This is a genomic window from Ruegeria hyattellae, from assembly GCF_041537925.1.
Lineage (GTDB): Bacteria > Pseudomonadota > Alphaproteobacteria > Rhodobacterales > Rhodobacteraceae > Ruegeria_C.
This window is the reverse complement of the sequence record NZ_JBGOSH010000001.1, coordinates 171,444-196,945: the sequence shown is the minus strand read 5'-3', so window position 1 is coordinate 196,945 and position 25,502 is coordinate 171,444. Positions and strand designations below refer to the sequence as shown.

Sequence of the window (25,502 nt, the reverse complement as noted above, 5' to 3'; positions counted from 1 at the left end):
CCGGCTCTGGCGTAACATCTCAGTTCTGCGGGAGTTCCGCTGGATCGCGCATCAGTTCACCATCGGCGTCACGTCCGGAACGCACGACCACTTTCGGCCGTCCCATCCGTGCGACAAGCTCTTGCATGTTCAACCCGAGGAAACGCAATCCGCACAGTCGTTTGCCGTTCCGGTCATCAATGATCGAGAACGTCCCGCCCCGGAAGGCAAGGCTGTATTCCCTGGCCTGCATCTCATCAATCAGCGCCGTCCAACTTGAGACGCGATTGAAAATGGGAAGGAAGACGGACCGGATCAGGATCGCCGTTTCGCAGTCTATGGACGCAGGTTGCGGCCCAGACGGAATAGGATTTGAATGTAACATAACAACACCGCACTATTTACTCACTACTACAAGACAAGTGTGGCACAGATCGCGCAATATTGCTTCAAAAAATGACCTTTTTCTTGAAACTTTATGCCGTCAGTCGACACCTTGCCAAACAATGATTACCACAGCGCACTGATTGTTTCTGTGAAAGATATCACAATGAGGGTCTTTTGGTGGATGAGTTCGGACGGTGTTTGGTCAGACCGGAACTGAATGTCTGGTCCGAACCCAGAGCAGACGGTCTAGACGCTAGGAAATGCTCTACCTTTCAATACGCTTCTGGGCATTCGATTGTCGGCATAGCCAACGGATAAATGTGCGAACAGAGGCACGCTGTGGAAGATCCAGAGTATGGATGTAGAACTGCCCGGCACTTCTCTCCAGAAACAGCTCAATCAGGTCTCCCTTCTCGATATCCTGTTCGACCCATTCGCGAACCGTATAGGTTATGCCGTCCCCGCGCTTGACCGCGTCCATGATCAGGTTTCCGGGCATATGAGAGATTTGTGGCGGCGGCTGCATTTCCACGCCGTGCCGCGCGAACCAATCGGCAACTTCTTGCGTGCCTAGTTCCTGCAGCCAAGGGCGGTGGAGGAGATCGCGGGCATTTAGGGTTTCGGGAGCACGAAGGAGTTCCGGGCGGCCCACAACCAAAAGGTCCAGGTCAAGAAGTGTGTCCACAGGGTCGATCATCCGATCGTAGCGCGCGTATCGGATTGCGACGTCCACGCCGCCGGGCTTGAGTTCGATGAAACGGCCCGTAGGGTTCAACAGCAGGGTGATTTCCGGGTGTCGGGTCTGGAAGTCTGACAGGCGGGGCATCAACCATTTGGTGGCAAAGGCCGGAGACATGGTGACCTGAACGGGCCGTGTTTCGACGTCTTCGGTCAGGGCTTCGACGCTCGCGCCAATCTTGCGAAAGCCTTCGGCGAGATCGTGGGCCAGTCGCCGTCCCTCCTCGGTCAAGGCGATTCCGCGCCCTTCACGCAGGACTAGAGGCGTGCCGATGTCGCGTTCCAGTGAGCGGATTTGTTGGACAACGGCGGAGTGGGTGACGTTAAGCGCCGCGCCGCCCTTCGAGTAGCTGCCGTGTTCCGCCACAGCGGCGAAGGCCTTCAGAGCATTCAGTGAAGGTAGGTCGCGCCAGTTCATTCGTTAGTTTTTCTAACATTATTCATGAATTCTTGAATGGCATTGTTCAAGTATTTGGTCAACGCTGGATGGCACCGATGAAACCAATCAACTTCACACAGATTTTCTAACAAGAAGGGTTGGAGCAATGCCAGAAAAGGAAAGTGCAATTCAAGGTGGCTGTCGCTGTGGCGCCATTCGCTAAAGAGCCAAGGCACCCCACAATTGGGCCGGGAATTGCCATTGCGATGATTGCCGCCGGGCCACAGGCGGCCCCTATTCCAGTTGGTTCGGTGTGAGTCCGGAGAACGTTGAATTTTTAGGGCAAAAGACCACCGAGTACCAAAGTTCGCCGGGAATTTACCGAGGGTTTTGTAGCACCTGCGGTTCGCCGATGACCTTTCGTGGTGAGGGGTGGGACGATCTCGCGATCATGATCGCCACGCTGGACGATCCCAATTCGATCACACCCGAAACCCACGTCTTCCTCAAGGACCGGCTTCACTGGGTGAAATACAACGAGGATTTCCGACTTTACGACGGAATGCCAGGACGCATCACCGGAGAAGAATGATGACCAAAGCTTACTCATACTCATGCCGCCACTGCGAAGGGATGGAGGCCTGCCCGGCATCCATTGTCGCCAACACCAAAGAAGAACTTTTGGAGATGATCGGTCACCACGCGCGGCTCGCCCACGGCGAAAATTCCGATGACTGGGATCAGGATACTAGAGAATATCTTAATTCCCTGATCGTGGCGGTCGAAGTGGATTGTAAGGTGTCGGTGTGAGCTTTCAGGAATTGCCTATTGCCTCGACCAACGCCAATTTTCCGGTGGTAACTACGGCGGAATGAAAGCAATGAGCAAGCACGCAACGAACGGCAGCAAAATCCGCTCAGCGGACCTTTGGCCTGCGTCAGGCGCAAGCCTCAAAGCCCATAAATCCCGCCAAACTTAGTTTCAAGGTAGCCCAGCAGTGGCTCGGGTGACGGTTCCATACCGCTAGCCCGCTTGATCACATCGCGCGGCGCGTAGAGCCCGCCGAAGTGTTGTAGGTTGTCGCGCAGCCAGCCTGTCGCGCCGGAGCTGTCTCCAGTGGCCAATTGCGTATCCAGATCGGGAACCGCCCGGCGCAGCGCTTCATAAAGGCACCCGGCATAGACATTGCCCAGGCTGTAGGTCGGGAAGTAGCCAAAAAGGCCGACGGACCAGTGCACATCCTGCAGACAGCCATTCGAGGGCGTGTCGACCGCATAACCGAAATCGGCCTTGAACCGGTCGTTCCAGGCGACCTCAAGATCACTGACCTGCAGATCACCCTGCATCAGCGCCCGTTCCAGATCGAAGCGCAGCATGATGTGCAGGTTATACTGCACCTCATCCGCCTCGGTGCGGATGTACCCGTTATGGACGCGATTGACGGCAGCATAGAAGGCATCTGCATCCGCGATCCCGAAATCCCCGAACCTGTCGCGCATCTGCGCGTAGAGCCAGCCGGTGAAGGCGCGCGAGCGGCCCAACTGGTTTTCGTAAATCCGGCTCTGGCTTTCATGCACACCCATAGAGGCACCCTGCCCCAGCGGCGTCAACAAATAGGCCGGGTCGATGTTTTGCTCATAGGTGGCGTGGCCGACTTCGTGAATGGTTGAATAGAAGCAGTTGAACGGGTCGGTCAGGCTGGTGCGCGTGGTGATCCGCACATCATTGCCGGACCCCGAACTGAACGGGTGAACCGCCTTGTCCAACCGGCCCCGGTCCATGTCATAACCAAAGACCCGCGCCAAAAGACGGGTGAGGTCCATCTGCTTGGCCTCCTCGAAGGTCTCCTCCACCCCCGCAGGCATGGGCCGCGCCAGCAGCCTTGCGCGCAGATCGACCAGCCGGGGCCGCATCGCATCAAAGATCGCGCCGATCTGAGCCGCAGTCGTATGCGGCTCATAATCCTCGACCAAGGCGTCATAGACATCCCCACCCGAGGCCAGCGCCGCGCCCTCTTCGCGTTTGAGGGCTACCACCTCTTCGAGCACCGGAAGAAAAGCCACCACATCCTCATCGGCGCGGGCTTGTGCCCATTTTCCCTGCGCCTCGGACGTTACCTGCGCGATGCGTTTGGCAAGGTCAGCGGGTACTTTGACCGTGCGCTCATAGGCGCGGCGGATCTCTCGCAGCTGGGCGGCGCCTGCTTCATCCGGGGCCTCGGCACTGGCCAACCAATCGCCCACGCGCGGGTCCGAGCGGCGGCCATGCAGCACCGCCTCGATCGCGGCCATCTCCTCACCTCGCTGGCTGGCTGCGCCGCGTGGCATCACGGTTTCCTGATCCCAGCCCAATCGGCCCGCAATCATGCCAAGCGCGGTTGTCTCGCGCTGATAAGCCATCAACTCGTCATAGGCCGTCATGGTCAAATTCCCCGAACAGAGGTGGAAACTGGATAGGCACAGAGGAACCGCGCCCGCAGGATCAGCACCCAGACCAGAACCGCCATCAACTGGTGCACAATGGCGATCTGCCAGGGCGCGGCATAAATCACGGTGATGACGCCCAGAACCACCTGCAGCAACAGCCCGGCCAGCACCGCGTTGAAGGCAAAGCGGGTCTGGGGATGGGCGCTGGACCGGCCACGTCGCCAAACAACGATGCCAAAGATCAGCAGCAGATACCCCGCAACACGGTGAATCCACTGCACCAGACCGGGGCTTTCAAAGAGGTTCCGCCAAATCGGCTCCAGCACCGTCGCATCCGGCGGCAGGATCTGCCCGCCCATCAGCGGCCAGTCGGTAAAGGACCGTCCGGCATCGATCCCTGCAACCAGCGCGCCCAGCAGGATCTGCAAGAAGGCGAAATGCATCAGGCCCGTCGAGAGCGAGAACAGCTTTGCCTCTTTCGCGCGGCGCGCCTGCATCAATTCTCGTTCCTCACGTCCCAGCTGGAAGATATACCAGCCCAGCACACCCAAAATGACAAAAGCCAGCCCCAGATGCAGTGTCAGGCGGTAGCTGGCGACCGCAGTCATCCCCTCGCCCTGCGTCACGCCCGAGGCAACCATCCACCAGCCGACGCCTCCCTGCACCGCACCCAACGCGCCGGGAATGATCAGACGACCCGTCCAGCCGGTCGGGATTTTGCGCAAGACCAGAAAGCCCAGGAACCCGACAGCCCAGACCAGACCGACCACGCGACCCAACTGCCTGTGACCCCATTCCCACCAGTAGATTTCCTTGAAATCCGGCAGCTCCATCCACTTGTTCTGGATACGCCACTGATCAATCTGCTTGTATTTGTCGAACTCGGCCTGCCACTCGACCTCGGACATGGGCGGAATGGCTCCGGTGACGGGACGCCATTCGGTGATCGACAGCCCGCTATCGGTCAGCCGGGTCAGCCCGCCCACCACGATCATCGCCACCACCAACGCAAAGAGCACCATCAACCAAGCGCGAATGCCACCACGCGCACCGCCGCGTCCGCGGTCGATCATGCCCGGTTGCACGGACTCTTGCTTGTTGTCGTCCGAAACCTCTTCGAAGATGCTGCGTTTTCCGCTCATCTCGCCCTCATATTCCGTGTCTGGCCGCAAGCTAGGGTGCTGCGGCGGGAAGGTCCAGCGTCAGTCGCCGCGTTCTTTCCAGCGCACCATCTGCCGCATGATCCCGTGCAACATCTGCACATCGGCCCGCGTCATCCGCATCCGCGACCACAGGTTGCGCAGGTTCAGCTTCATGTTTGCAGCCTTGGCGAGCGGATAGAAGAACCCGGCCTCCTCCAGCCGCTCCTCGTAATGCTCGACCAGCTTCTCGATCTCCTGCCCGGTCGCCCAGTCGCCCTTTCCCAGATCGGTGGTTTCATGCACCACATCCCCGGTCCGGCGCATCCACTCATAGGCCACCAGCAACACGCATTGACCGAGGTTGAGCGAGGCGTATTCCGGGTTCACCGGTACCGAGATGATGGCATTGGCCTTGGCGATATCGTCATTTTCCAACCCGGCCCGTTCCGGCCCAAAGAGCACGGCGATCTTTTCCCCCGCCGCGATCTTTTCGGCGGCCATCTGCATCGCCGCTTCGGGGCTTAGCACCGGCTTGGTCAACCCACGTTGCCGCGCGGTGGTGGCAAAAACAAAGGTGCAGTCCACCAGCGCGCGGGGAAGATCGTCACAAAGCTGCGCTTCATCCAGCAACCGCCCCGCACCCGAGGACATGGCCACCGCCTTGGGGTTCGGCCAACCATCGCGCGGGGCAACGATGCGCATCCGGTCCAGCCCGAAATTCCACATCGCCCGCGCCGCCGCCCCGATATTCTCACCCATCTGCGGGCGCACGAGGACGAAGGCGGGCTGGGGGTTTTCGCTGGGCATGTCTCACTCCTGCAAGGCCGCGCCCGCTCTAAAGCGCCTGCGCAGGTTACGCAAGCTGGCATCGGCGTTTCGTCCTGCAGGCCGCAGCTTGCCCGGCAGCGCGCCTTTGATATTCCCATCGCACCCGCAATCCAGTAAACGGCCCGAAACCAAGACCTGAAGGACCGCCATCATGGACAGCCCCGAGCAGCCGCAGATCTACCTGATCACCCCGCCCGAAATCGACTCGCAGCAGTTTCCCGATCAACTGGCGCGGGTTCTCGACGGGGCCGAGATCGCCTGCATTCGTCTGGCCCTGTCCAGCGGCGACGAAGACCATATCGCTCGCACGGCAGACGCATTGCGTGAGGTGGCTCATGCCCGCGATATCGCGCTGGTGATATCGGATCACGTGCTGATGGCACAGCGGCTGGGCTTGGATGGCGTGCATCTCAGCGATGCCGCCCGCTCGGTCCGTGCGGCCCGAAAGGAACTGGGCGCCGACGCCATCGTGGGCAGTTTCTGCGGCGTCTCGCGCCATGACGGCATGTCTGCAGGCGAGGCCGGCGCCGATTATGTCAGTTTCGGCCCGCTCGGCGCGACCGCCCTGGGCGATGGCACCTTTGCCGAACCGGACCTGTTCCAGTGGTGGTCGGAAATGATCGAAGTGCCCGTCGTGGCCGAGGGTCGCCTGACCGAGGATCTGGTCCGCCAGCTTGCCTCACAGACCGACTTTTTTGGCATTGGTCAGGAAATCTGGGAAGCCGAAGATCCGCTGGCGCATCTACAACAGCTTGTCGCTGCAATGGGTTGATTTTAAGTTAGATAAACACGCTCGACAAACCAATACGCCCCGATCCCGGCAATCACCAACGAGGCCGGGATGGCGATCCGGCCACGATACCAGCTACGGTCGCGAAACCACAGACCGACTGTCAGGAACGCGATGGCGATCACTGTCAGCTGGCCGATCTCGACCCCGATATTGAATCCCACCAGCGCCGGGATGAACTGCGCCGCGGGCAACCCGTATTCACCCAGAACGGTGGCAAAGCCCAGCCCGTGCAGCAGGCCAAAACCGAACACCACCACCGGTCGCCACGGGTATAGCCGCCGGACAAAGACATTCTCCAGCGCCACAAACACGATCGACAGTGCGATCAGCGGCTCGACGATTTCGGGCCGCACCTGCACCACTCCCAATGTCCCCAATGCCAGCGTCAGCGTATGGGCCAGCGTGAAGGCGCTGATCTGCCAGACCAGCGGGCGCAGGCGCGGACTGAGAAAGAACAGCCCCAGCACAAACAGGATATGGTCGATCCCATAGGGCAGGATATGTTCGAACCCGATCGGAATATAGGACTGAAACGTCGCCCATGGCCCAAGCGCCGCACCGCCCGCAAGCGCGATAGCCGGGCTGCTTTCGCCACCTTTCAGATAGCCGGTGTAAGGCGCCTCGACCCCTTGCTGGCGCAGGACGAGATCTCCGGCACCGCCGGGCCATGTCATCCGGAAGTCGCGAGCGGAAGCAAGAACATCCCCGGCAAACAGCAGATGCGAGGCACGCGGCAGGTCAGTGTCGCCGATCACCGGTATGCGCACCCCTTCAAAGGACATGTCCACCGGCCCGCCCACATCGATGCTCAACGTTTCGATCCAGCCGATCGCGAACTCGCGCACCAGCGGCTCCAGTTCTGCAGAACCCATGGCGCGATAGCTGTCATAGCGGGCAGACAGATCGGACTCGTCCGTGTCGCTCATCCCGTCCAGATCAATCCCGGCCAGAAACGCCTCGACATTCAGCCGGAATTCAATGGTCAGCTGACCCTCGCTGACCGAGAAATCGGCAATGCTTGGCGTTACCTCGTGGGCCTGAGCGGGCGGGCCCAGAAACGGGCACAGCCAGCAAAGGCTTGACAGCAGCACCAGCAGGCGCAGCCTGAGACATATCCCGTGAAAGGTCTCTGCCATGATCCGCCGCCCCCTGCTCGCCCTTGTTTTGGCTTGTGTCTTTGCCCAACCTGGCCTTGCGCATGAGTTTTGGATCGAACCGTCCAAGTTTCAAGTCGAAACCGGCGCAGAGCTGACGGCGCAGCTGCGGGTCGGGCAGAAACTGAAGGGCACACCTCAGGCCTATTTTCCCAATCGCTTCGCCCGTTTCGAGTTGCGATACGGAGACGGGGCAATGCCCTATGAAGGCCGTCTTGGCGACATTCCGGCGTTGAGCACGCAGCCCGATCAGGACGGTCTGTTGGTCATCCTGCACCAAACCGCGCTCGACACGCTCGACTACAAGGACTGGCAAAAATTCCAGGACTTTGCCGATCAAAAGGATTTTCCCGACATCCGCGAAAGGCATCTGGCCCGCGGCTTGCCTCTGGACGGGTTTCGCGAAGTCTATACCCGATATGCCAAGTCGCTGGTCGCAGTCGGCATCGGCGAGGGCGCTGACACCCGCAGCGGCATGGAAACCGAGTTCGTCGCCCTGACCAACCCCTATACTGATCCACTCGCGGATGGGGTTACGGTGCAACTCTACTACCAGGGAAAACCGCAATCGGATGCACAGGTCGAAATATTCGACAGCGCCCCCGATGGCACTGTGCACATCTCGCTGATCCGCACCGATGCGCAGGGGCGCGCCGTGATTCCGGTGGCATCCGGCCACAGCTACCTGCTGGATGCCGTCCGGCTGCGTTCTTATGACGGGCCCGAGGAAGCGGTCTGGGAAAGCCTCTGGGCGTCGCTGACATTCGCGGTGCCCTGAGCGTCAGCGGCCCTTGCACCGCAGGCGATTTCTGGGCATGAGAGCAGACATGACGCAGCAGACGGATATTCTATGTATCGGGTCGGTTCTGTGGGATGTGATCGGGCGCTCGGCCAGTCACATGCGGCAGGGGTCGGACGTGCCGGGACGCATCACCCGCCTGCCCGGTGGTGTGGCGATGAATATCGCGATGACGTTGGTGCGGTTTGGCATGACGCCGGCCCTGCTGACCACGATCGGGCGCGATGCCGAAGGCGACGAATTGATCAAAGCCTGCGCGCAAATGGGGATGGAAACCGGCCATATCTACCGCTCCGAAGATCTGCCGACAGATCGCTACATGGCGGTCGAGGGCGCAAACGGGTTGATCGCCGCCATAGCCGACGCCCATTCGCTGGAAGCGGCAGGAGCGAAAATCCTGCGTCCGATGGAAAGTGGCGCTTTGGGCTCGCGTGCCAACCCCTATGATGGTCTGGTCGCACTCGATGGGAACCTGACGCTATCGCTGCTTGAAGAGATCGCGAAAAACCCGGCCTTTGCGCGCGCCGATCTACGCGTGGCCCCGGCCTCGCCCGGCAAGGCCGAGCGCCTGTTGCCGTTCCTGCAAAACGCCCGCGCCACGCTTTACGTCAATCTCGAAGAGGCCGGGCTGCTGTGCCAGACCGAGTTCACAGACTCTGCAACCGCCGCACAGGCGCTGCTGGCACGCGGTGCGCTGCGGGTACTGGTGACCGATGGCGGCGAGTCCGCGACCGAGGCCGATGCTAGCGGCGCAATCACCCAGACCCCGCCCGCAGTGCTGGTCACCCGCGTGACCGGTGCAGGCGACACATTCATGGCCGCGCATATCGCGGCCGAGGCGACAGGTGCGGGCCGCGAAGCCGCGCTCAACCGTGCGCTGCTCGCCGCCGCGACTTATGTTTCAGGAGAGACCCCGCTGTGATCGACATCCGACATTCCTCTGAGGTGGCCGCCGCGCGCGCCTCTGGCAAACCCGTCGTGGCGCTGGAAAGCACCATCATCACCCACGGCATGCCCTATCCGCAGAATATCGAGGTGGCAGCGCAGGTCGAACAGGATATCCGCGATGCCGGGGCCGTCCCCGCAACCATCGCGGTGCTTGAGGGGCAATTGCATGTTGGGCTTGAGGCGCATGAGTTGCAGACGCTGGGCCAGTCGCATGGCGTGGCAAAGCTGTCGCGCGCCGATATGGCGGCCTGCATCGCCACCGGAGGCACTGGAGCCACCACGGTGGCCGCCACCATGATCGCCGCCCATCGCGCCGGGATCGAAGTGTTTGCCACCGGCGGCATCGGCGGTGTCCACAAGGGGGCCGAGACCACATTCGACATCTCCGCCGATCTGAACGAACTGGCGCAAACGCCGGTTACAGTTGTTGCGGCAGGGGCCAAGGCGATCCTCGACCTGGCCAAGACGCTGGAGGTCCTGGAAACCCTCGGCGTGCCGGTGATCGCGCATGGACAGGACGCGTTCCCGGCGTTCTGGTCCGTGGAGTCGCCCCTCAAGGCACCATTGCGCATGGATGATGCCGCCACAATCGCCCGCGCCCATGCCACCCGTGCGGCCCTCGGCCTGCCGGGCGGGCAGTTGGTCGCCAACCCGATCCCGATCCAGGATCAGATCCCGGCCGAGGAACTGGCCCCGATCATAGCCCAGTGCCAGGCGGATGCCGACACCCATGGAATCACCGGCAAGGCCGTGACGCCCTATCTGCTGCAACGGATATTCGAACGCACCGGGGGCCGGTCGTTGACCGCCAATATCGCGCTGGTACGAAACAATGCCCGTCTGGCGGCGAATATCGCCCGATCCCTGTCGGAAATCACCGGCTGAGCCCTCTGAAACCGTTCTGCCCCATTGTTACCGCGATCAGAAAGACTTAACTAACCTGCGGGCTGGACGGAACGAAGATGAATACACCATTTGACGAAGAACCCCACCGACGCCCCGGTCTGCTGGCCGGGCTGCGCGCGTCGTTTCTGACCGGCATCGTGGTGATCGCGCCGGTCGGGCTGACCCTCTGGCTGATCTGGAGTGTGGTCGGCTGGATCGACGGCGTGGTTCTGCCCTTGGTGCCCAGCACGATCAGCCCCGAACAATATATCGGCATCAACCTGCGCGGTGTCGGTGTCATCATCTTCCTGATTTTCACGATTTTTGTGGGCTGGATCGCCAAAGGCCTCATCGGCCGCTCGCTCATTCAGATCGCCGAAAGCATGGTGGACCGGATGCCGGTGGTGCGGTCGGTCTATTCCGGCATCAAGCAAATCTCGGAAACGGTGTTCGCCCAGACTGAGCGCAGCTTCGAAAAAGCCTGCCTGATCCAGTATCCGCGCCGGGGGATCTGGGCCATCGGCTTTGTCTCGATCCCGGCCAAGGGTGAAGTGGCACAGCGCGCCGAAACCGGCGGCCAGTTGCTGGGCGTCTTTGTCCCCACGACGCCCAACCCCACCTCGGGTTTCCTGCTCTATTTTCCCGCCGAAGACGTGATCATTCTGGACATGAGCGTCGAGGAAGCCGCCAAGCTGGTGATCTCGGCCGGCCTCGTCTATCCCAACGGCAAGGACCCCAGCCAGCCGCCCGAGGAATAATCAGCTAAACATCTCAGCCAGATTAACGGTGCTTTGCGTGCCCAGATCGGATTTGTGTTTGGACAGAAACTGATCTGCCGCCTCTTGCCCGGCTGTTTTCAATCGGTGCAGAATTGGCGGTGCGGGAACCATCTTTGTCGCCACCGACAGCTCGTTCATCAACTCGTCATCAGCGATCATATGCACTAGAACTCGCTTCATGCTCCCCGCCGTCAGTGTTCCGTCTGCTAGCAGGCGCTGGACAAAATTGATCGCCCGCAACTCGCGGAAAAGCGACGAATTGAAGCTGATCTCGTTGATCCTGTTCTGGATCTGCTGTGGTGTGACCGGCAGTTCGTCGCGCTCCAGCGGGTTGATATTGACGATCACCACATCGCTGGGCAGTTCCTCATGGAACAACGGAAACAGCGCCGGATTTCCGGTATAGCCGCCATCCCAGTAGGCCTCGTCGCGGCCGGTTTTCGGGTCGTGGATCTTCACCGCCTGAAACATGCTGGGCAGACAGGCCGAGGCAAGAATCGCGTCGGTGCTAATCTCTTCGCCCTTGAACACACGAATCTTGCCACTTCGCACGCAGGTGGCGCAGATGAACAGATCCGGCCCTTCATCCGCGCAGACAGTCGTGTAGTCGAACCCATCAACAACCCCGCGCAAGGGGTTGGAATAAAACGGACCATAGGCATAGGGCGACACCATCCGGGACCAGGTGTCCGCGACTGAGAATGGCAGCGAATATTCGATCGTCCGCGCCAGATGGCCGGGATCAAGCGCCGACATCCAGCCCGAGAGCCGTAGATCATCCACCGCCCCCATCCGACGCCAGAGTTCATCCAGATTGCGCCGCGCACCGTCGCGCCCATCCGCGACCATGCCGGACTTGAACGCCGCGCCGTTAAGCGCCCCCGCCGAGGTTCCGGTGATCGCCGCAACCTCGACATCCGGCTCGTCCAGAATGCGGTCCAGCACCCCCCAGGTGAACGCCCCATGCGCGCCACCGCCCTGTAGCGCAAGATTGATCCGCTTCACCTGATCCGCTCCTTCATATGGCCAGGAATATTCCGGGGCTGGCCCCCTCAAACTGGCTCACAATGCGGTCCAGCCGCCATCCACCGAAATCGTGGTGCCGGTGATCTGCGCGGCGGCATTTGAACACAGGAACACGGTGGTGCCGCCCAGTTGTTCGACCGTCGCAAACTCTTTCGACGGCTGACGCTCCAGCATTACCTTCTTGATCACCTCGTCCCGGCCCATGTTGTATTTCTCCATGGTGTCGGGGATCTGCGCCTCGACCAGCGGGGTCAGTACATAGCCTGGACAGATCGCGTTCGCCGTGATCGGCTCCTGCGCGGTCTCCAGCGCGACGGTCTTGGTCATGCCCACGATACCATGCTTGGCGGCGATATAGGCCGACTTGAAGGGCGAGGCGGTCAGCCCGTGGGCCGAGGCGATATTGACAACCCTGCCCCAGCCTGCCTCGCGCATCATCGGCAGAGCGGCGGCGGTCGTGTGAAAGGCCGAACTCATGTTGATGGCGATGATTGCATCCCATTTCTCGACCGGGAACTGGTCGATCGGGGCGACATGCTGAATGCCCGCATTGTTCACCAATATGTCGCAGGACCCCGCCTGCCCGATCAAGTCACGGCACTCGTCACCCTTCGACATGTCGGCCTTGATATAGCGCGCCTTGGTGCCGGTCTCATCCGTGATCTGCTGCGCCAGCGCATGATCTTCGTCACGGTCGGTGAACGAGTTCAGAACTACATCCGCACCCGCGCGTGCCAGCTCCCATGCGATCCCCAATCCGATACCGGAATTCGATCCGGTGATTACGGCGGTCTTTCCCGATAAGGTCATGGCTCATCCTCTTGTACATGCGATCTGTTTGCGGCGCAGCCTGCCATGCTGCAGTTGCAAAGAAAACGGGGAAGTTGCGGTGAAATGAGGCCCGGCTTCAAAAACGTAGGCAGGTTCCTGTGCAGCCTGACAATATGCCGCAAAATCAAGCGTCAAAACCGGGCTATAACAGTGAACAAGCCAGTTCCGCCCCGATCCCATAACCGCCAAAAAAAACGCCCGCACGAAGCGGGCGTTAAGTTATTGAGGCAGGTTTCATACAGGCAAGAAACCTATCGAGCAGTGACACCTTTATAAGCAATTCCGCTGCGGCATCCAAGCTAAAAGTTTGAAAAGACGTGAATCCACCGCTACGCTCAAAGCATAACAAAATAAGGCCAGAGCAGGATTGTTGCTAAAATGCTACAGGATTACGCCCCCCGGATGCGTGCGCTAAGTGCCGGAATCGGCCTCATTTTTGCTGCACAACTTGTGGATGCAGAATCGGCACATGGCATAGCTATGTATGGCGCCCCAGAGCTGCCACCGGATTTTGTGTCGCTCCCCTATGCCAACCCCGACGCCCCCAAGGGTGGGCGGGTGGTCTTTGGCAATACTGGCGGCTTCGACAGTCTCAATCCGTTTGTGCAAAAAGGCACCGTTCCATGGCAATTGCGCTTCTGGACGCATGAGAGTCTGATGGGCCGATCCTGGGACGAACCGTTCACGCTTTACGGGGTTCTGGCCGAATCGGTCGAGACCGATTCGGAGCGATCCTGGGTCGAATTCACCCTGCGGGAAGAGGCCCGATTCTCTGATGGCAGCCCGGTCACGGTCGAGGATGTGATCTGGTCCTACCAGACGCTCGGCACCGAGGGGCATCTGCGGTATCGCGGGCTCTGGGGCAAGATCACCAGCATCGAGGAAACCGGACCGCGCAAGGTGCGGATCACCTTCAACACCGAGGACCGCGAACTGGCCCTGATCGCCGGGATGCGCCCGATCCTGCAGAAAGCGCAATGGGAAGGAAAGGATTTCGCCGCAGCGCAGTTACAGGATACTCCCATCGGCTCAGGCGCTTATGTGATCGACAGCTATGAAGCGGGCCGTTACGTCAATTTTAAACGCAACCCGGATTATTGGGGTGCCGATATTCCATTTCGGCGCGGCACGATGAATTATGACGAGATGCGGCTGGAATTCTTCGGTGACCAGACCGTGCTGTTCGAGGCGTTCAAGGCTGGCCAATTGTCAGCAGTGCGCGAGTTCAATGCCGATAGATGGGCCACGCAATACAACTTCCCTGCCGCGCAGCGCGGCGATGTGGTCAAAACCGAAATCCCGCATCTGAAACCTTCGGGCATCACCGGTTTTGTGATGAACACCCGCAAACCGCCCTTCGATGACTGGCGTGTGCGCGAGGCGCTGCTGCATGCGTTCAACTTCGAATTCATCAACGACACCATCACCGGGGGCGCGCAACCGCGTATCACCTCGTATTTCTCGGGCTCCGAGCTTGCGCTGCAGCCGGGCCCGGCCGAAGGCCCTGTGCGCGCGCTGCTGGACCCTTTTGCCGATGAGTTGCTGCCGGGCGCGCTGGAGGGCTACGAGCTGCCGCAAAGCGATGGCAGCGAGCGCAATCGCCGCAACATCCGGGCGGCCACCGCGTTGCTGGAAGAGGCTGGGTGGACCGTGGCAGATGGTGTGTTGCAGGACCAGAACGGCACGCCTATGCGATTCAACATCCTGATCAGCCAGGCTGACAAGGAAAGCGAGACCGCGATCGAGATCTTTGCCCGCGCGCTGGAACGGTTGGGCATCGAGATCGCCGCCGAAAAGGTGGACGATGCGCAATTCACCTCGCGCACCAACGAACTTGATTTCGACGTGACCTATTACCGCCGCGCCTTGTCGCTGTCGCCGGGGAACGAACAAAAGCTCTATTGGGGCAGCGAAAACGCCGACACGCCGGGGACGCGCAACCTGATGGGTGTAGCCTCGCCCGCTGTCGATGCGATGATCGAGCATATGCTGACATCAACGTCACGCGAGGATTTCATCGCCGCAACCCGTGCATTGGACCGTATCCTGACCAGCGGGCGCTATGTGATTCCGTTCTGGAATTTCGATGTCGGGCGCATTGCTCATATCAAAGAGATGAAATTCCCCGAGGCACTGCCGATCTATGGTGACGGGCCGCAATACATGCCCGATGTCTGGTGGTATGAGGCCAACTGACGGCCTCAGATCGATTCCATCGGAATCATGACGTGACCGCCACTGGTGGGGCTCTATATCATTGGGGCCTACTGGTTCACATCGTCCACCAGCTTCGCCAACCCGGCTGTGACCATCGCGCGCGGTTTCACCGACACGTTCGCGAGCATCTCACCCGGCCATATTCCGATGTTCATCGTGATGCAGATCATTGCCGTTTTCATCGGAAATGTGGTGTTGAACTGGCTGTTTGCCAGCGATGATACCGGCGACGCCAAAAGCTGACCCGCCTCAGGCCAGCGATGTCACCCAAAGGATCGTCGCATCCTCTTCACTGACCGAGACAACGTTATGCCCCATCGTGGCATCATAATAGGCGCTGTCGCCCCGGCGCATTTCAACCGGCTCGTAGAATTCGGTATAAAGCCGGACCACCCCGGTCAGCACATAGAGTAATTCTTCGCCGTCATGGCGCACCCAGCCGTCGAATTCTTCCATCGACCTGGCCCGGACCCGCGCGCGGTAGGGCAGCATCTGCTTTTTTGTCAGGGCACCGGCCAGCAATTCATGCTCATAGGTCGCGGTGGCGTGTTCCGACCCTTCGCCGGATTTGGTCACCGACATTCGCCCGTTGGCCTGACCCTTTTCCGGCTGAGTGAAGAGCTGCGGCACCGAAATGCGCAGACCCACCGCCAGCTTTTTGAGCGCGTCATATGTGGGTGACATCTGCCCGTTCTCGATCTTGCTGAGGGTCGAGCGCGCCAGCCCGGCCTGCTTGGCTGCCTGTTCCAACGTCCAGTCCTGCGCCTTGCGCAGCTCGCGCACCCGCGCGCCCAGGTCCAGCGGTTCCGAACTTTCCTCGGCCCCGCTTTCGCGTGCGATTCGGATCAGTGATTTTGGGTCCTGCGGTTTCATTGCGCCTGTATAGGAGCGGCGCGCACCGCTTGCAACGCGCGCTCACGCAAGATAGCCAAACATCATGCTAGCGATTTTCGATCAAGGGCCGCCGCCGCCCTGCCCGACCCCGTTCAACCTTGCCGCTTTTGTGATGCGTCACGCGCAGGCATTGCCCGACAAGGTGGCGCTGTCCGTGCTGGGTATTCAGGACTGGACCTATGGCCAGCTTGAGGGTGCCATTCGCGGCACTGCCACCGGCCTGCTGGATCGTGGCATCCGACCCGGAGAGATCGTTCTGATGCGGTTGGGTAATACGGTCGATTTCCCCATCGCCTATCTGGGCGCCATCGCCGCCGGGATCGTGCCGGTACCAACCTCGTCGCAACTGACCGAAGCCGAAACCGCCAAAATCATCGTGGACCTGTCCCCGTCAGCAGTGCTGCGTGATCCGGGCGTCGCCTGCGCGCCGCATGACCGGACCATTCCGCTGAACGATCTGCAGGCCATGCGTGCCCTGTCGGCCGCCACCTATGAGATGGGCGATCCAAATCGGATGGGTTATGTGGTCTATACCTCGGGTACATCCGGCAAACCTTATGCGGTAGCCCATGCCCATCGCGCGATCTGGGCCCGGCAGATGATGGTCGAGGGCTGGTACGGGCTGACGCAAGAGGACCGCCTGTGCCACGCAGGCGCGTTCAACTGGACCTATACGCTGGGCACCGGGCTGATGGATCCCTGGGCCATCGGCGGTACCGCGCTCATCCCTGCCGCCGGAACCGCACCCCAACATCTGCCCGCTTTGCTGCGTGACCACAAGGCGACGATTTTTGCCGCAGCACCAGGCGTTTACCGCAAGATGTTGCAGCAGGTCGCGCTGCCTGACCTGCCTGATCTGCGCCACGGGCTCTGCGCCGGGGAAAAGCTGTCGCCCGCTTTGCACGAGAAGTGGAATGCAACAACCGGAACCGAACTCTATGAGGCCTATGGCATGTCCGAATGTTCCACCTTCATCTCTTCCTGCCCGGGTCACCCGGCGTCGGGTGATGTGCTGGGCCGCCCCCAAAACGGCCGCCGGATCGCGATGCTGGGTGCGAAGGGTCCCGTCGCGATGGGTGAAGAAGGCACAATCGCCATCCATCGCTCTGACCCCGGCCTGATGCTAGGCTATTTGAACGCACCGGAACAGGCCAAGGCCCGATTCCAGGGCGACTGGTTCCTGACCGGTGATCAGGGTGTAATGCATGAAGATGGCAGCATCGCGTATCTGGGCCGCAATGACGACATGATGAACGCGGGTGGCTACCGGGTCTCTCCGGTCGAGGTCGAAGCGGTGCTGAACCGCCATCCCGGCATCACCCAGTCCGGCGCTGCCGCCGTGCAGGTCAAAGCCGACACCTTCATCATCGCCGCCTTCTATACCGGCCCCGAAAAGCTGGACGAAACTGCCCTGCAGACCTATGTGCAGAACCGTCTCGCCCGGTACAAGCAACCGCGCGCCTATGTACACCTGCCCGAGCTGCCGATGGGCGGCAATGGCAAGCTTCTCCGCCGTGCGCTGCCGGCGCTTTTCAAGGTACCGACCCCATGACCCAGACTACCGTCAAGCTCGATATCATGTCCGACCCGATCTGCCCCTGGTGCTATATCGGCAAGACCCATCTGGACAAGGCGCTGGCGGCGGTGCCCGACCATCCCTTTGTCATCGAATGGCACCCGTTCCAGCTCAACCCCGATATGCCTGCCGAGGGCATGGACCGCCGCGCCTATCTGGAAGGCAAGTTCGGCGGCAAGGAGGGCGCGATCAAAGCCTATGCGCCGGTGGTCGACCATGCCGAACAAGCTGGCCTCACCATCAATTTCGACGCCATGACCCGTACCCCCAACACGATGGACGCGCATCGGTTGATCCACTGGGCGGGGATCGAGGGCAAGCAGACCCAAGCCGTCGATGCGCTGTTCAAGGTCTATTTCGTCGACGGGCGCGATATCGGAGACCATGAGGTTCTGGGCGATATCGCGGACGGGATTGGTATGGATGCCTCGGTGGTGCTGAAACTGCTGCAATCTGATGCCGACCGCGAGGATATCGCTGCGCGCGATGGCCATTCGCGCAAGATGGGCGTGACCTCGGTGCCGACCTTCATCGTCGCCAGCCAGCACGCGGTGCCCGGCGCGCAACCTCCCGAGCTGTGGGGAAAAGTCATTCACGAGATCAAGTCTCAGCTTGAAACGGAGGCTGCGCGGTAGCACAACAGCTGTGCGATTACGTCTATGGCCCTGATCCCATCCGCGTGATAGCGCGTGCGGAGAAGGAGCATTTTGATGAGCAGCCGGATCTCGACAGGTGAATTCATCGCGCTGGTTGGCGTGATGTTCGCTACCATCGCCTTTTCCATCGACGCGATGCTGCCCGCCCTGCCCGAGATCGCCCGCGAGCTCAGCCCCGATGAGGAAAACCGAGCGCAACTGATCCTGACCTCGTTTGTGGCGGGTATGGGGATCGGCACGTTTTTCACCGGTCCGCTCTCGGATGCGTTCGGGCGCAAACCGGTGATCTATGCCGGTGTCGCGCTCTACGTTCTGGCGGCGGCTCTGGCTTGGGCGAGCACCTCGCTCGAGACCATCCTGGCCGCCCGTGTGCTACAGGGCATCGGTGCCGCCGCCCCGCGAATCGTGGCGGTGGCGGTGGTGCGCGACCTCTATTCCGGCCGCCAGATGGCGCGGATCATGTCGATCGCGATGATGATCTTCACGCTCTTTCCCGCGGTCGCACCGGCATTGGGTGCCGGTATCATCGCCCTCACCGGCTGGCGCGGTGTCTTTGCCGCCTTTGTGGTGTTTGCCTGCATCATGGTGACCTGGATGGGCCTGCGGCTGGACGAGCCTTTGCCGCGCGAAAACCGCCGTCCGTTCCGCGCACCGCTGCTCTGGGGCGCGGTGCAAGAAATGTTCCGCAATCCCACCGTCCGCCTGTCGATCGCGGCGCAGACGCTGTGCCTGGGCATCCTGTTCACCATGCTCACCATGGTGCAACCGGTCTATGACGTGATCTTCGACCGCGAAGAAACATTCCCTTTCTGGTTCGGCGCGGTGGCACTGGTCTCGGGCACGGCCAGCCTGTTGAACGCGGCGGTGGTCGTGCGGCTGGGCATGCGCCGTCTGGTGACCTGGGCACTGGGGTCGCAGATCGTGCTGTCGGGCGGCGTTCTACTGCTGAGCAGCATGGCACTGTCCGACATGACCAGCTTTGCGATCTTCGTCTTCTGGCAGGCCAGCGTCTTTGGCATGGTCGGTATTACCCTGGGCAATCTCAACGCCATCGCGATGGAGCCGATGGGCCATATCGCGGGCATGGCCGCCTCGGTCATCGGGGCGATCTCGACCGTGCTTGCGGCGCTGATCGCAGCCCCGATCGGGCTGTTCTTCGATGGCACATTGCTGCCGCTGACTGCGGCCATCTTCACCATGTCAGTGCTGGCTTTCGTGCTCATGCTGCAAATGGCACGGGTGGAACAACGCGTTGTCGCCTGAGCTTTGCGAAATCGCGCGCCTGACCTATCCTGCCCCGCAGGAGGGGCCACCATGTCATATGATTACGACCTCGGCACGCATAGCTGCCGGATCAGCACACGCTCAAAGGACGCGCAGCTTTGGTTCGATCGGGGGCTGGTCTGGACCTATGGTTATAACCATGACGAGGCGGTTGCATGTTTCGAGCGCGCGCTGGAGCATGACGCGGATTGCGCCATGGCCCATTGGGGCGTCGCCTATGCCGCCGGTCCCAATTACAACCTGCCCTGGGCGCTGCTGGATCAAGGTGGGCGCGAGCGGGCGCTGGCCAAGGCCTATGATGCCACGCAAGAGGCACTGGCGCGGCTAGAGGGCTGCACCGAACTGGAAACACAACTGATCAACGCCCTGCCTGCACGCTATCCACAGCGTACACCGATCGAACAGATGGAGGCCTGGGATCGCGATTTTGCCGATGCCATGCGCGCGGCCTTCGCTGCCTGCCCTGATCAGTTGGACCTGCGCACGATCTATGTTGAAAGCCTGCTCAACATGACCCCGTGGAAGATGTGGGACCTGCGCAACAGTGTCCCGGCTGAGGGCGCGGCAACGCTTGAGGCGCAAGAGGCTCTCGAAACCGCCATGCGTGACGACCCGTCGGCGATGTCTCATCCCGGATTGCTGCATCTCTATATCCACCTGATGGAGATGTCGCCGACGCCAGAAAAAGCCCTGAAAGCCGGGGATATTCTACGCACACTGGTGCCCGATGCCGGGCATCTGGTGCATATGCCGACCCATATCGACGTGCTCTGCGGTCACTACCAGAACGTGGTGCGCTGGAACCGGCAGGCGGTGGTCGCCGACCTGAAGTATTACGAACGCGAAGGTGCGTTCAACATCTATACCGGCTACCGCCAGCACAACTATCACTTCGCCCTCTACGGCGCTCTTTTCCTTGGGCAAATACAGCCTGCGCTTGAGGCCAATCGCGGCATATGGGAGACGACGCCCGAAGAGATGCTGCGCATCGAAAGCCCGCCCATGGCGGATTTCTTCGAAAGCTACATGGCGATGGAACCGCATATCCTGATCCGTTTTGGCCAATGGGAGCGCGCCAAGGCGCTGGAACTGCCTGAGGACCCGGATCTTTACCGGACCGTCACGGCAACCGTGCATTACGCGCGCGCCATTGCCCATGCAGCCACGGGTGACGTACCTGCCTCAGAGGCCGAGGAACATCTGTTCGACGCTGCCCGCGCGCGGGTGCCCCACACCAGGCTTCTACACAATAACAAGGTTGTCCACCTGCTTGAAATCGCATCAGAAATGCTGCGCGGGGAAATCGAGTACCGCAAGGAAAATTTCGAGACCGCCTTTGCCCATCTACGCGCCTCGGTCGCCCTTGACGACGGGTTGCCCTATGACGAGCCCTGGGGTTGGATGCAGCCCACCCGCCACGCGCTCGGGGCGCTGCTGTTCGAACAGGGCCACACGAATGAGGCCGAAACGGTCTATCGCGAAGACCTTGGCCTCGGCGGGCAGCTTAGCCGCGCCACTGTGCATCCCGACAATGTTTGGAGCCTGAAGGGCCTGCATGATTGCCTGAAGGCACGCGGGGAAAGCATTGAAATAATTCAAGTAAAACAGAGACTTGATCTTGCTCTGGCCCGCGCCGACCGCTCGGTGGCGGCGTCGTGTTTCTGTGCTCAGGCAGCAATGACCGCAGAGACTGCCTGATCGCAATCCCAATCAGGCGGTCTTGGTTTTTTTCCGCGCCCCGACCACTTTTTCGGCCAGATCGCGGGCAATCGCAAAGGCGCCCTTGATCTTATCGCTTTCCTTTGTCCAATCGCGACGCACGACGATCTTGTTGTCCTTGACCTTGGCGAGGCCCCTCTGGTTCTGGATGAAATCCACCAGACCCTCAGGGGAGGCGAATTTGTCGTTGTGGAATTGGATCGTGGCCCCCTTCGGGCCGCCATCCAGCTTGGCGATCCCCGCGCGCTTGCACATTGCCTTGATGCGCACCACCAGTAGCAGCGTGTTGACCTCTTTCGGCAAAGCGCCGAACCGATCAATCAGTTCAGCTGCAAACCCTTCCAGTTCCACTTTCTTCGAAAGCGAAGACAGGCGGCGATAGAGGCCAAGTCGCACGTCCAGATCGGGCACGTAATTCTCGGGGATCAGCACTGGTACGCCCAGATTGATCTGCGGTGCCCATTGGTCGTCGGCTTCGCTGAGGCCTTCCATCTCGCCCGCCTTGATCTTGGCGATCGCCTCTTCAAGCATCGATTGATAAAGCTCATAGCCCACGTCACGCATTTGGCCGGATTGCTCCTCGCCCAGCAAGTTGCCCGCCCCCCTGATATCAAGGTCCTGGGATGCCAGTGTGAACCCGGCCCCCAGCGTGTCGAGCGAACCCAGAACGCGCAGGCGTTTTTGGGCCGTATCCGTCAGCCTGGCGCGGGGTTTGGTGGTCAAATAGGCATAAGCGCGGGTTTTTGAGCGGCCCACGCGCCCCCGGATCTGATAAAGCTGCGCCAAGCCGAACATGTCAGCGCGATGGATCACCATCGTATTGGCGGTCGGGATATCGAGGCCGGATTCGACGATGGTCGTAGCCAGCAGCACGTCGTATTTTCCGTCATAGAAGGCGTTCATGCGGTCATCGAGCTCTCCGGCAGCCATCTGGCCATGGGCGACCATATAGGTCAGCTCGGGCAGCTGTTCGGTCAGAAACGCCTCGATCTCGGGCAGATCGCTAATGCGGGGCACTACGTAGAAGCTCTGCCCGCCTCTATAGTGCTCACGCAGCAGGGCCTCTCGGATGGTGACGGCGTCGAACTCGCTGACATAAGTGCGGATTGCCAGCCGGTCGATAGGCGGTGTGCCGATGATCGACAGGTCACGCACACCGGTCAGGCTGAGCTGCAGTGTGCGTGGAATCGGAGTCGCGGTCAGCGTCAGGACATGGATGTCACTGCGCAACTGCTTCAACCGTTCCTTGTGGGCGACGCCAAAATGCTGCTCTTCGTCTATGATCAGTAGGCCAAGGTTCTGAAACCGGATGCCCTTGGCCAGCAGCGCATGGGTGCCGATCACGATATCGATCGTTCCGCGCGACATTCCCTCGCGGGTTTTTTGCGCATCGCCCGCAGAAACAAAGCGCGACAACTGCCTGACTTCCAAGGGAAACCCGCGAAACCGCTCGGAAAAACCGGCCGCATGTTGCCGCGCCAACAAAGTGGTGGGAGCGATCACCGCCACTTGCAGGCCGGACATGGCGGCAACAAAAGCCGCGCGCATCGCAACCTCGGTCTTGCCAAAGCCCACATCGCCGCAGACCAGCCGGTCCATCGGCTGGCCGGAATGCAGGTCCTCCATCACGTCACCAATGGCGCGCAACTGGTCGTCGGTTTCCTGATAGGGAAAGCGGGCGCAGAACTCTTCCCAGGCATGGGCGGGCGGATCGAGCATCGGGGCCTTGCGCAGGGCGCGTTCGGCGGCGATACGGATCAGCCGGTCGGCCATCTCGCGAATGCGTTCCTTGAGCTTGGCTTTCTTGGCCTGCCACGCACCACCGCCCAGCTTGTCCAGCAGGCCTTCGTCATGGCCGTATTTCGACAGCAATTCGATATTTTCGACCGGAAGATACAGCTTGGCCGCTTCGGCATATTCCAGCAGCAGACATTCATGGGCGGCCCCGGCAGCTGTCACCACCTCCATGCCCTGATAACGGCCGATCCCGTGATCCACATGCACCACCAGATCGCCGGGGCTGAGCGATTGGGTCTCGGTCAGGAAGTTCTCGGCCTTGCGGCGTTTCTTGGGTGCGCGGATCAGCCGGTCACCCAGCACGTCCTGTTCCGAGATCACCACCATCTCGGGCGTCTCGAACCCGTGTTCCAGCGCCCAGACGGCCAGATGCAATCCACGCATGCCGATCCGGGTGCCGTTGGGGACCGGAACCGCCTCTGCCAGGCCTTCATCTTCGATCAGACCGGTCAGCCGCTCGCGCGAGCCTTTGGAGTAAGAGGCAATCAGGACGGGTTTGTCCTCCAGTTTCGCCTGAATATGTGCCGCCAATGCCCCAAAAAGACTGACACTTTCCTGTTGTCGTTCTGGCGCGAAGTTGCGCCCGATACGCCCTCCCGCATCGATTACACCCGGTCCGCTGGCCTGCGGCAGCGGGTTAAATTGCAGCACGCGACGCGGAGCAACGGCAACGGTCCAGGAGCTGTCATCGAGATAAAGCAGTCCCGGAGGCGTCGGTTTGTAGACGCTGTCCATACGCGAGCGGTTCTGCAGCGCGTGGGTGCGGGTCTCGTATTGGTCCTGAATACTGTCCCAACGCGCCAACCGTGCAGGCGTGACCTGATCATCCAGCGTGATCGTGGCCTCGGGCAGATAGTCGAACAAGGTCTCCAGCTTTTCATGAAAGAAGGGCAGCCAGTGTTCCATTCCCTGATGCTTGCGCCCGGCGCTGACCGCCTCATAGAGCGGGTCATCGGTGCCCGCCGCGCCGAACTCGATCCGATAATTCTGCCGAAAGCGGGTAATCGCGGCCTCGTCCAGGATCACTTCGCTGACCGGGGCCAGTTCCACCATTTCGAGCTTTTCAGTGGTACGTTGCGACACGGGATCAAAGCGGCGCGCACCATCCAGCACGTCACCGAACAGGTCCAGCCGCACCGGGCCGCTTTCCCCCGGTGGGTAGATGTCGATGATGCCGCCACGAACGGCGTAATCACCGGGCTCCATCACCGTGGGACTCTGGGTGAAACCCATGCGTACGAGGAAGGTCCGCAACGCCTCTTCGTCGATACGCCGGTCGACCTGCGCGCTAAAGGCCGCCTCGCGCAGCAGCGCGCGTGCCGGAACCCACTGGCTGGCGGCGTTCAGCGTGGTCAGCAGGACAAAGCGCTGCGGCATCTGGTGTACAAGGGCGGCCAGCGTGGCCATCCGCGCGGCAGAGACTTCTGCATTGGGCGAGACCCGGTCATAAGGCAGGCAATCCCAGCCGGGAAAGACAAAGACCGGCATGTCAGGGGCGAGGAAACTCAGCGCGGCGCGCATCGCCTCCATACGCTTGTCATCGCGGGCGACATGGCAAACCGGCGCATCCGCGCGCGCGATCTCGCGCAGGATCAGCTGCGCGTCATAACCTTCGGGGGCTCCGCCAACCAGAACGTGATCCGCTGCCTGCATGCTTTAGGTCCTTTCCCCAAACTAGAAGACACCGATGGAGACGTTCTGAGCCATGCCCCAAAGCGCGGTTACAAAGATAGAGATCATGCCGATGACCTGAATGATGATCCGGCTTCGGTTGAGATGACGGGCAATGTCCCGTCCTTGTGCGCCCTGCGCGTGGATTTTGCGCGCCGTTGCCAGATTGACCAGCCCGACAACCGACATCGGAAACCCCAGCAGGAAAAGGGCCTGCGCGAATTCGACCCGATAATAGAACCCAAGCATCGCCATCCCGGACAGCAGAAAACACCCGATGCCCAATATCCACAACCCGGATACGTCGGTGATATAGAGCAGCCGGTTCACATTGATCCGTGTGATGTCGTTCAGGTCGCGCTCGGCCTGTCCACCCAGACGGCGTGCGCGGGTCACCATGTCAAAGGGAATGCCCATCACCCAGTGGCTGGCCGTAGACCACATGACCGCAAGTGCAATCCAGAACCAGAGGTTCGAGAAGCTCCGCATGTCGATCATCTCGAAGATCGAGTTGTACCAGTCCAACCGTCTTACCCCTGCCCTCTAGCTCTTGTCCCGGTGCCTTTGCCATGGCGGGCGATTGATTGCCACCCT

General features: G+C 60.8%; 22 protein-coding genes and 2 pseudogenes. 13 read left to right on the top strand and 11 right to left on the bottom strand.

The annotated features are described in order from the left end of the window. Window positions 1-19: 19 nt before the first annotated feature. Window positions 20-364: a hypothetical protein gene (locus AB1E33_RS00945; RefSeq protein WP_372575380.1), complete on the bottom strand. Its 345-nt coding sequence runs from the start codon at window positions 362-364 to the stop codon at window positions 20-22. 267 nt (window positions 365-631) lie between these two features. After that, window positions 632-1,522, bottom strand: coding sequence for a LysR family transcriptional regulator (locus AB1E33_RS00940; protein WP_372575379.1), 891 nt, complete (start codon window positions 1,520-1,522; stop codon window positions 632-634). A gap of 223 nt (window positions 1,523-1,745) precedes the next feature. Between AB1E33_RS00940 and AB1E33_RS00935 the strand changes: the two are divergent. Continuing rightward, window positions 1,746-2,075 (top strand): annotated as a pseudogene (locus AB1E33_RS00935) (GFA family protein); the annotation flags it as partial. Beyond that, a complete protein-coding gene (locus tag AB1E33_RS00930; RefSeq protein ID WP_372575378.1) occupies window positions 2,075-2,293 on the top strand; it encodes a DUF1059 domain-containing protein in 219 nt (72 codons plus the stop codon). The pseudogene AB1E33_RS00935 and the gene AB1E33_RS00930, both read left to right, overlap by 1 nt. Window positions 2,294-2,433: 140 nt before the next feature. Here the strand turns inward: AB1E33_RS00930 and AB1E33_RS00925 are convergent, their stop codons facing one another. Genes AB1E33_RS00925 through AB1E33_RS00915 form a run of 3 tightly spaced genes read right to left on the bottom strand, consistent with a single transcriptional unit; the run spans window position 2,434 to window position 5,858 of the window. Next, window positions 2,434-3,903 (bottom strand): carboxypeptidase M32, encoded by a 1,470-nt coding sequence (locus AB1E33_RS00925; RefSeq protein WP_372575377.1) that lies wholly within the window; start codon window positions 3,901-3,903, stop codon window positions 2,434-2,436. A gap of 2 nt (window positions 3,904-3,905) precedes the next feature. Next, window positions 3,906-5,051 (bottom strand): heme A synthase, encoded by a 1,146-nt coding sequence (ctaA, locus tag AB1E33_RS00920; protein WP_372575376.1) that lies wholly within the window; start codon window positions 5,049-5,051, stop codon window positions 3,906-3,908. A 60-nt stretch (window positions 5,052-5,111) separates the two neighbouring features. Further along, complete coding sequence (locus AB1E33_RS00915) at window positions 5,112-5,858, bottom strand: RNA methyltransferase (protein ID WP_372575375.1); 747 nt, start codon at window positions 5,856-5,858, stop codon at window positions 5,112-5,114. 172 nt (window positions 5,859-6,030) lie between these two features. On the opposite strand from AB1E33_RS00915, the gene AB1E33_RS00910 reads away from it, so the two are divergent. Next, window positions 6,031-6,651: a thiamine phosphate synthase gene (locus AB1E33_RS00910; protein WP_372575374.1), complete on the top strand. Its 621-nt coding sequence runs from the start codon at window positions 6,031-6,033 to the stop codon at window positions 6,649-6,651. A gap of 2 nt (window positions 6,652-6,653) precedes the next feature. On the opposite strand, the gene AB1E33_RS00905 is transcribed toward AB1E33_RS00910, so the two are convergent. Next, a complete protein-coding gene (locus AB1E33_RS00905) occupies window positions 6,654-7,808 on the bottom strand; it encodes a HupE/UreJ family protein (protein ID WP_372575373.1) in 1,155 nt (384 codons plus the stop codon). Here AB1E33_RS00905 and AB1E33_RS00900 point away from each other — a divergent pair. From AB1E33_RS00900 to AB1E33_RS00885, 4 genes are all read left to right on the top strand, one after another. Continuing rightward, window positions 7,807-8,604, top strand: a complete 798-nt coding sequence (locus tag AB1E33_RS00900) for a DUF4198 domain-containing protein (RefSeq protein ID WP_372575372.1) — start codon at window positions 7,807-7,809, stop codon at window positions 8,602-8,604. The two genes, AB1E33_RS00905 and AB1E33_RS00900, sit on opposite strands and share 2 nt — an antisense overlap. A gap of 49 nt (window positions 8,605-8,653) precedes the next feature. Continuing rightward, window positions 8,654-9,547: a PfkB family carbohydrate kinase gene (locus tag AB1E33_RS00895; RefSeq protein WP_372575371.1), complete on the top strand. Its 894-nt coding sequence runs from the start codon at window positions 8,654-8,656 to the stop codon at window positions 9,545-9,547. Next, window positions 9,544-10,458: a pseudouridine-5'-phosphate glycosidase gene (locus AB1E33_RS00890; protein WP_372575370.1), complete on the top strand. Its 915-nt coding sequence runs from the start codon at window positions 9,544-9,546 to the stop codon at window positions 10,456-10,458. The genes AB1E33_RS00895 and AB1E33_RS00890 overlap by 4 nt, the downstream gene beginning before the upstream one ends. A gap of 77 nt (window positions 10,459-10,535) precedes the next feature. Continuing rightward, window positions 10,536-11,216: a DUF502 domain-containing protein gene (locus AB1E33_RS00885; protein ID WP_372575369.1), complete on the top strand. Its 681-nt coding sequence runs from the start codon at window positions 10,536-10,538 to the stop codon at window positions 11,214-11,216. Here the strand turns inward: AB1E33_RS00885 and AB1E33_RS00880 are convergent, their stop codons facing one another. Both AB1E33_RS00880 and AB1E33_RS00875 read right to left on the bottom strand, forming a co-directional pair. Continuing rightward, window positions 11,217-12,242, bottom strand: a complete 1,026-nt coding sequence (locus AB1E33_RS00880; protein ID WP_372575368.1) for a patatin-like phospholipase family protein — start codon at window positions 12,240-12,242, stop codon at window positions 11,217-11,219. Between the two features lie 57 nt (window positions 12,243-12,299). Next, entirely contained in the window at window positions 12,300-13,073 is a 774-nt protein-coding gene (locus AB1E33_RS00875; RefSeq protein ID WP_372575367.1) for a 3-hydroxybutyrate dehydrogenase, read from the bottom strand. Window positions 13,074-13,472: 399 nt separating this feature from the next. Between AB1E33_RS00875 and AB1E33_RS00870 the strand changes: the two genes are divergently transcribed. Then, a complete protein-coding gene (locus AB1E33_RS00870) occupies window positions 13,473-15,290 on the top strand; it encodes an extracellular solute-binding protein (RefSeq protein ID WP_372575366.1) in 1,818 nt (605 codons plus the stop codon). Window positions 15,291-15,326: 36 nt separating this feature from the next. Next, window positions 15,327-15,554, top strand: a pseudogene (locus tag AB1E33_RS00865) (aquaporin family protein); the annotation flags it as partial. Between the two features lie 6 nt (window positions 15,555-15,560). Here AB1E33_RS00865 and AB1E33_RS00860 read toward each other — a convergent pair. Beyond that, window positions 15,561-16,184: a helix-turn-helix domain-containing protein gene (locus AB1E33_RS00860; protein WP_372575365.1), complete on the bottom strand. Its 624-nt coding sequence runs from the start codon at window positions 16,182-16,184 to the stop codon at window positions 15,561-15,563. A gap of 64 nt (window positions 16,185-16,248) precedes the next feature. Here AB1E33_RS00860 and AB1E33_RS00855 point away from each other — a divergent pair, with 64 nt between their 5' ends. The 4 genes from AB1E33_RS00855 (at window position 16,249) to AB1E33_RS00840 (ending at window position 21,419) form a co-directional block, all read left to right on the top strand. Next, a complete protein-coding gene (locus AB1E33_RS00855) occupies window positions 16,249-17,757 on the top strand; it encodes a class I adenylate-forming enzyme family protein (protein ID WP_372575364.1) in 1,509 nt (502 codons plus the stop codon). Beyond that, entirely contained in the window at window positions 17,754-18,416 is a 663-nt protein-coding gene (locus AB1E33_RS00850; protein ID WP_372575363.1) for a DsbA family oxidoreductase, read from the top strand. The genes AB1E33_RS00855 and AB1E33_RS00850 overlap by 4 nt, the downstream gene beginning before the upstream one ends. A 75-nt stretch (window positions 18,417-18,491) precedes the next feature. Then, a complete protein-coding gene (locus AB1E33_RS00845) occupies window positions 18,492-19,700 on the top strand; it encodes a multidrug effflux MFS transporter (RefSeq protein WP_372575362.1) in 1,209 nt (402 codons plus the stop codon). 51 nt (window positions 19,701-19,751) lie between these two features. Beyond that, window positions 19,752-21,419, top strand: coding sequence for a tetratricopeptide repeat protein (locus tag AB1E33_RS00840; protein ID WP_372575361.1), 1,668 nt, complete (start codon window positions 19,752-19,754; stop codon window positions 21,417-21,419). Window positions 21,420-21,431: 12 nt separating this feature from the next. Here the strand turns inward: AB1E33_RS00840 and mfd are convergent, their stop codons facing one another. Together mfd and AB1E33_RS00830 are read right to left on the bottom strand one after the other, a co-directional pair. Next, entirely contained in the window at window positions 21,432-24,890 is a 3,459-nt protein-coding gene (gene mfd, locus AB1E33_RS00835) for a transcription-repair coupling factor (protein WP_372575360.1), read from the bottom strand. A gap of 21 nt (window positions 24,891-24,911) precedes the next feature. Beyond that, entirely contained in the window at window positions 24,912-25,433 is a 522-nt protein-coding gene (locus tag AB1E33_RS00830; protein WP_372575359.1) for a component of SufBCD complex, read from the bottom strand. Window positions 25,434-25,502 lie beyond the last annotated feature (69 nt).

What these genes read in the sequence shown, in the direction of transcription:
- AB1E33_RS00900 (WP_372575372.1), top strand. Translation starts at nt 7,807, where the DNA reads ATGATCCGCCGCCCCCTGCTCGCCCTTGTTTTGGCTTGTGTCTTTGCC.
- AB1E33_RS00840 (WP_372575361.1), top strand. Translation starts at nt 19,752, where the DNA reads ATGTCATATGATTACGACCTCGGCACGCATAGCTGCCGGATCAGCACA.
- AB1E33_RS00845 (WP_372575362.1), top strand. Translation starts at nt 18,492, where the DNA reads ATGAGCAGCCGGATCTCGACAGGTGAATTCATCGCGCTGGTTGGCGTG.
- AB1E33_RS00940 (WP_372575379.1), bottom strand. Translation starts at nt 1,522, where the DNA reads ATGAACTGGCGCGACCTACCTTCACTGAATGCTCTGAAGGCCTTCGCC.
- AB1E33_RS00850 (WP_372575363.1), top strand. Translation starts at nt 17,754, where the DNA reads ATGACCCAGACTACCGTCAAGCTCGATATCATGTCCGACCCGATCTGC.
- AB1E33_RS00885 (WP_372575369.1), top strand. Translation starts at nt 10,536, where the DNA reads ATGAATACACCATTTGACGAAGAACCCCACCGACGCCCCGGTCTGCTG.
- AB1E33_RS00855 (WP_372575364.1), top strand. Translation starts at nt 16,249, where the DNA reads ATGCTAGCGATTTTCGATCAAGGGCCGCCGCCGCCCTGCCCGACCCCG.
- AB1E33_RS00915 (WP_372575375.1), bottom strand. Translation starts at nt 5,858, where the DNA reads ATGCCCAGCGAAAACCCCCAGCCCGCCTTCGTCCTCGTGCGCCCGCAG.
- AB1E33_RS00925 (WP_372575377.1), bottom strand. Translation starts at nt 3,903, where the DNA reads ATGACGGCCTATGACGAGTTGATGGCTTATCAGCGCGAGACAACCGCG.
- ctaA (WP_372575376.1), bottom strand. Translation starts at nt 5,051, where the DNA reads ATGAGCGGAAAACGCAGCATCTTCGAAGAGGTTTCGGACGACAACAAG.
- mfd (WP_372575360.1), bottom strand. Translation starts at nt 24,890, where the DNA reads ATGCAGGCAGCGGATCACGTTCTGGTTGGCGGAGCCCCCGAAGGTTAT.
- AB1E33_RS00910 (WP_372575374.1), top strand. Translation starts at nt 6,031, where the DNA reads ATGGACAGCCCCGAGCAGCCGCAGATCTACCTGATCACCCCGCCCGAA.
- AB1E33_RS00895 (WP_372575371.1), top strand. Translation starts at nt 8,654, where the DNA reads ATGACGCAGCAGACGGATATTCTATGTATCGGGTCGGTTCTGTGGGAT.
- AB1E33_RS00930 (WP_372575378.1), top strand. Translation starts at nt 2,075, where the DNA reads ATGACCAAAGCTTACTCATACTCATGCCGCCACTGCGAAGGGATGGAG.
- AB1E33_RS00860 (WP_372575365.1), bottom strand. Translation starts at nt 16,184, where the DNA reads ATGAAACCGCAGGACCCAAAATCACTGATCCGAATCGCACGCGAAAGC.
- AB1E33_RS00905 (WP_372575373.1), bottom strand. Translation starts at nt 7,808, where the DNA reads ATGGCAGAGACCTTTCACGGGATATGTCTCAGGCTGCGCCTGCTGGTG.
- AB1E33_RS00870 (WP_372575366.1), top strand. Translation starts at nt 13,473, where the DNA reads ATGCTACAGGATTACGCCCCCCGGATGCGTGCGCTAAGTGCCGGAATC.
- AB1E33_RS00945 (WP_372575380.1), bottom strand. Translation starts at nt 364, where the DNA reads ATGTTACATTCAAATCCTATTCCGTCTGGGCCGCAACCTGCGTCCATA.
- AB1E33_RS00875 (WP_372575367.1), bottom strand. Translation starts at nt 13,073, where the DNA reads ATGACCTTATCGGGAAAGACCGCCGTAATCACCGGATCGAATTCCGGT.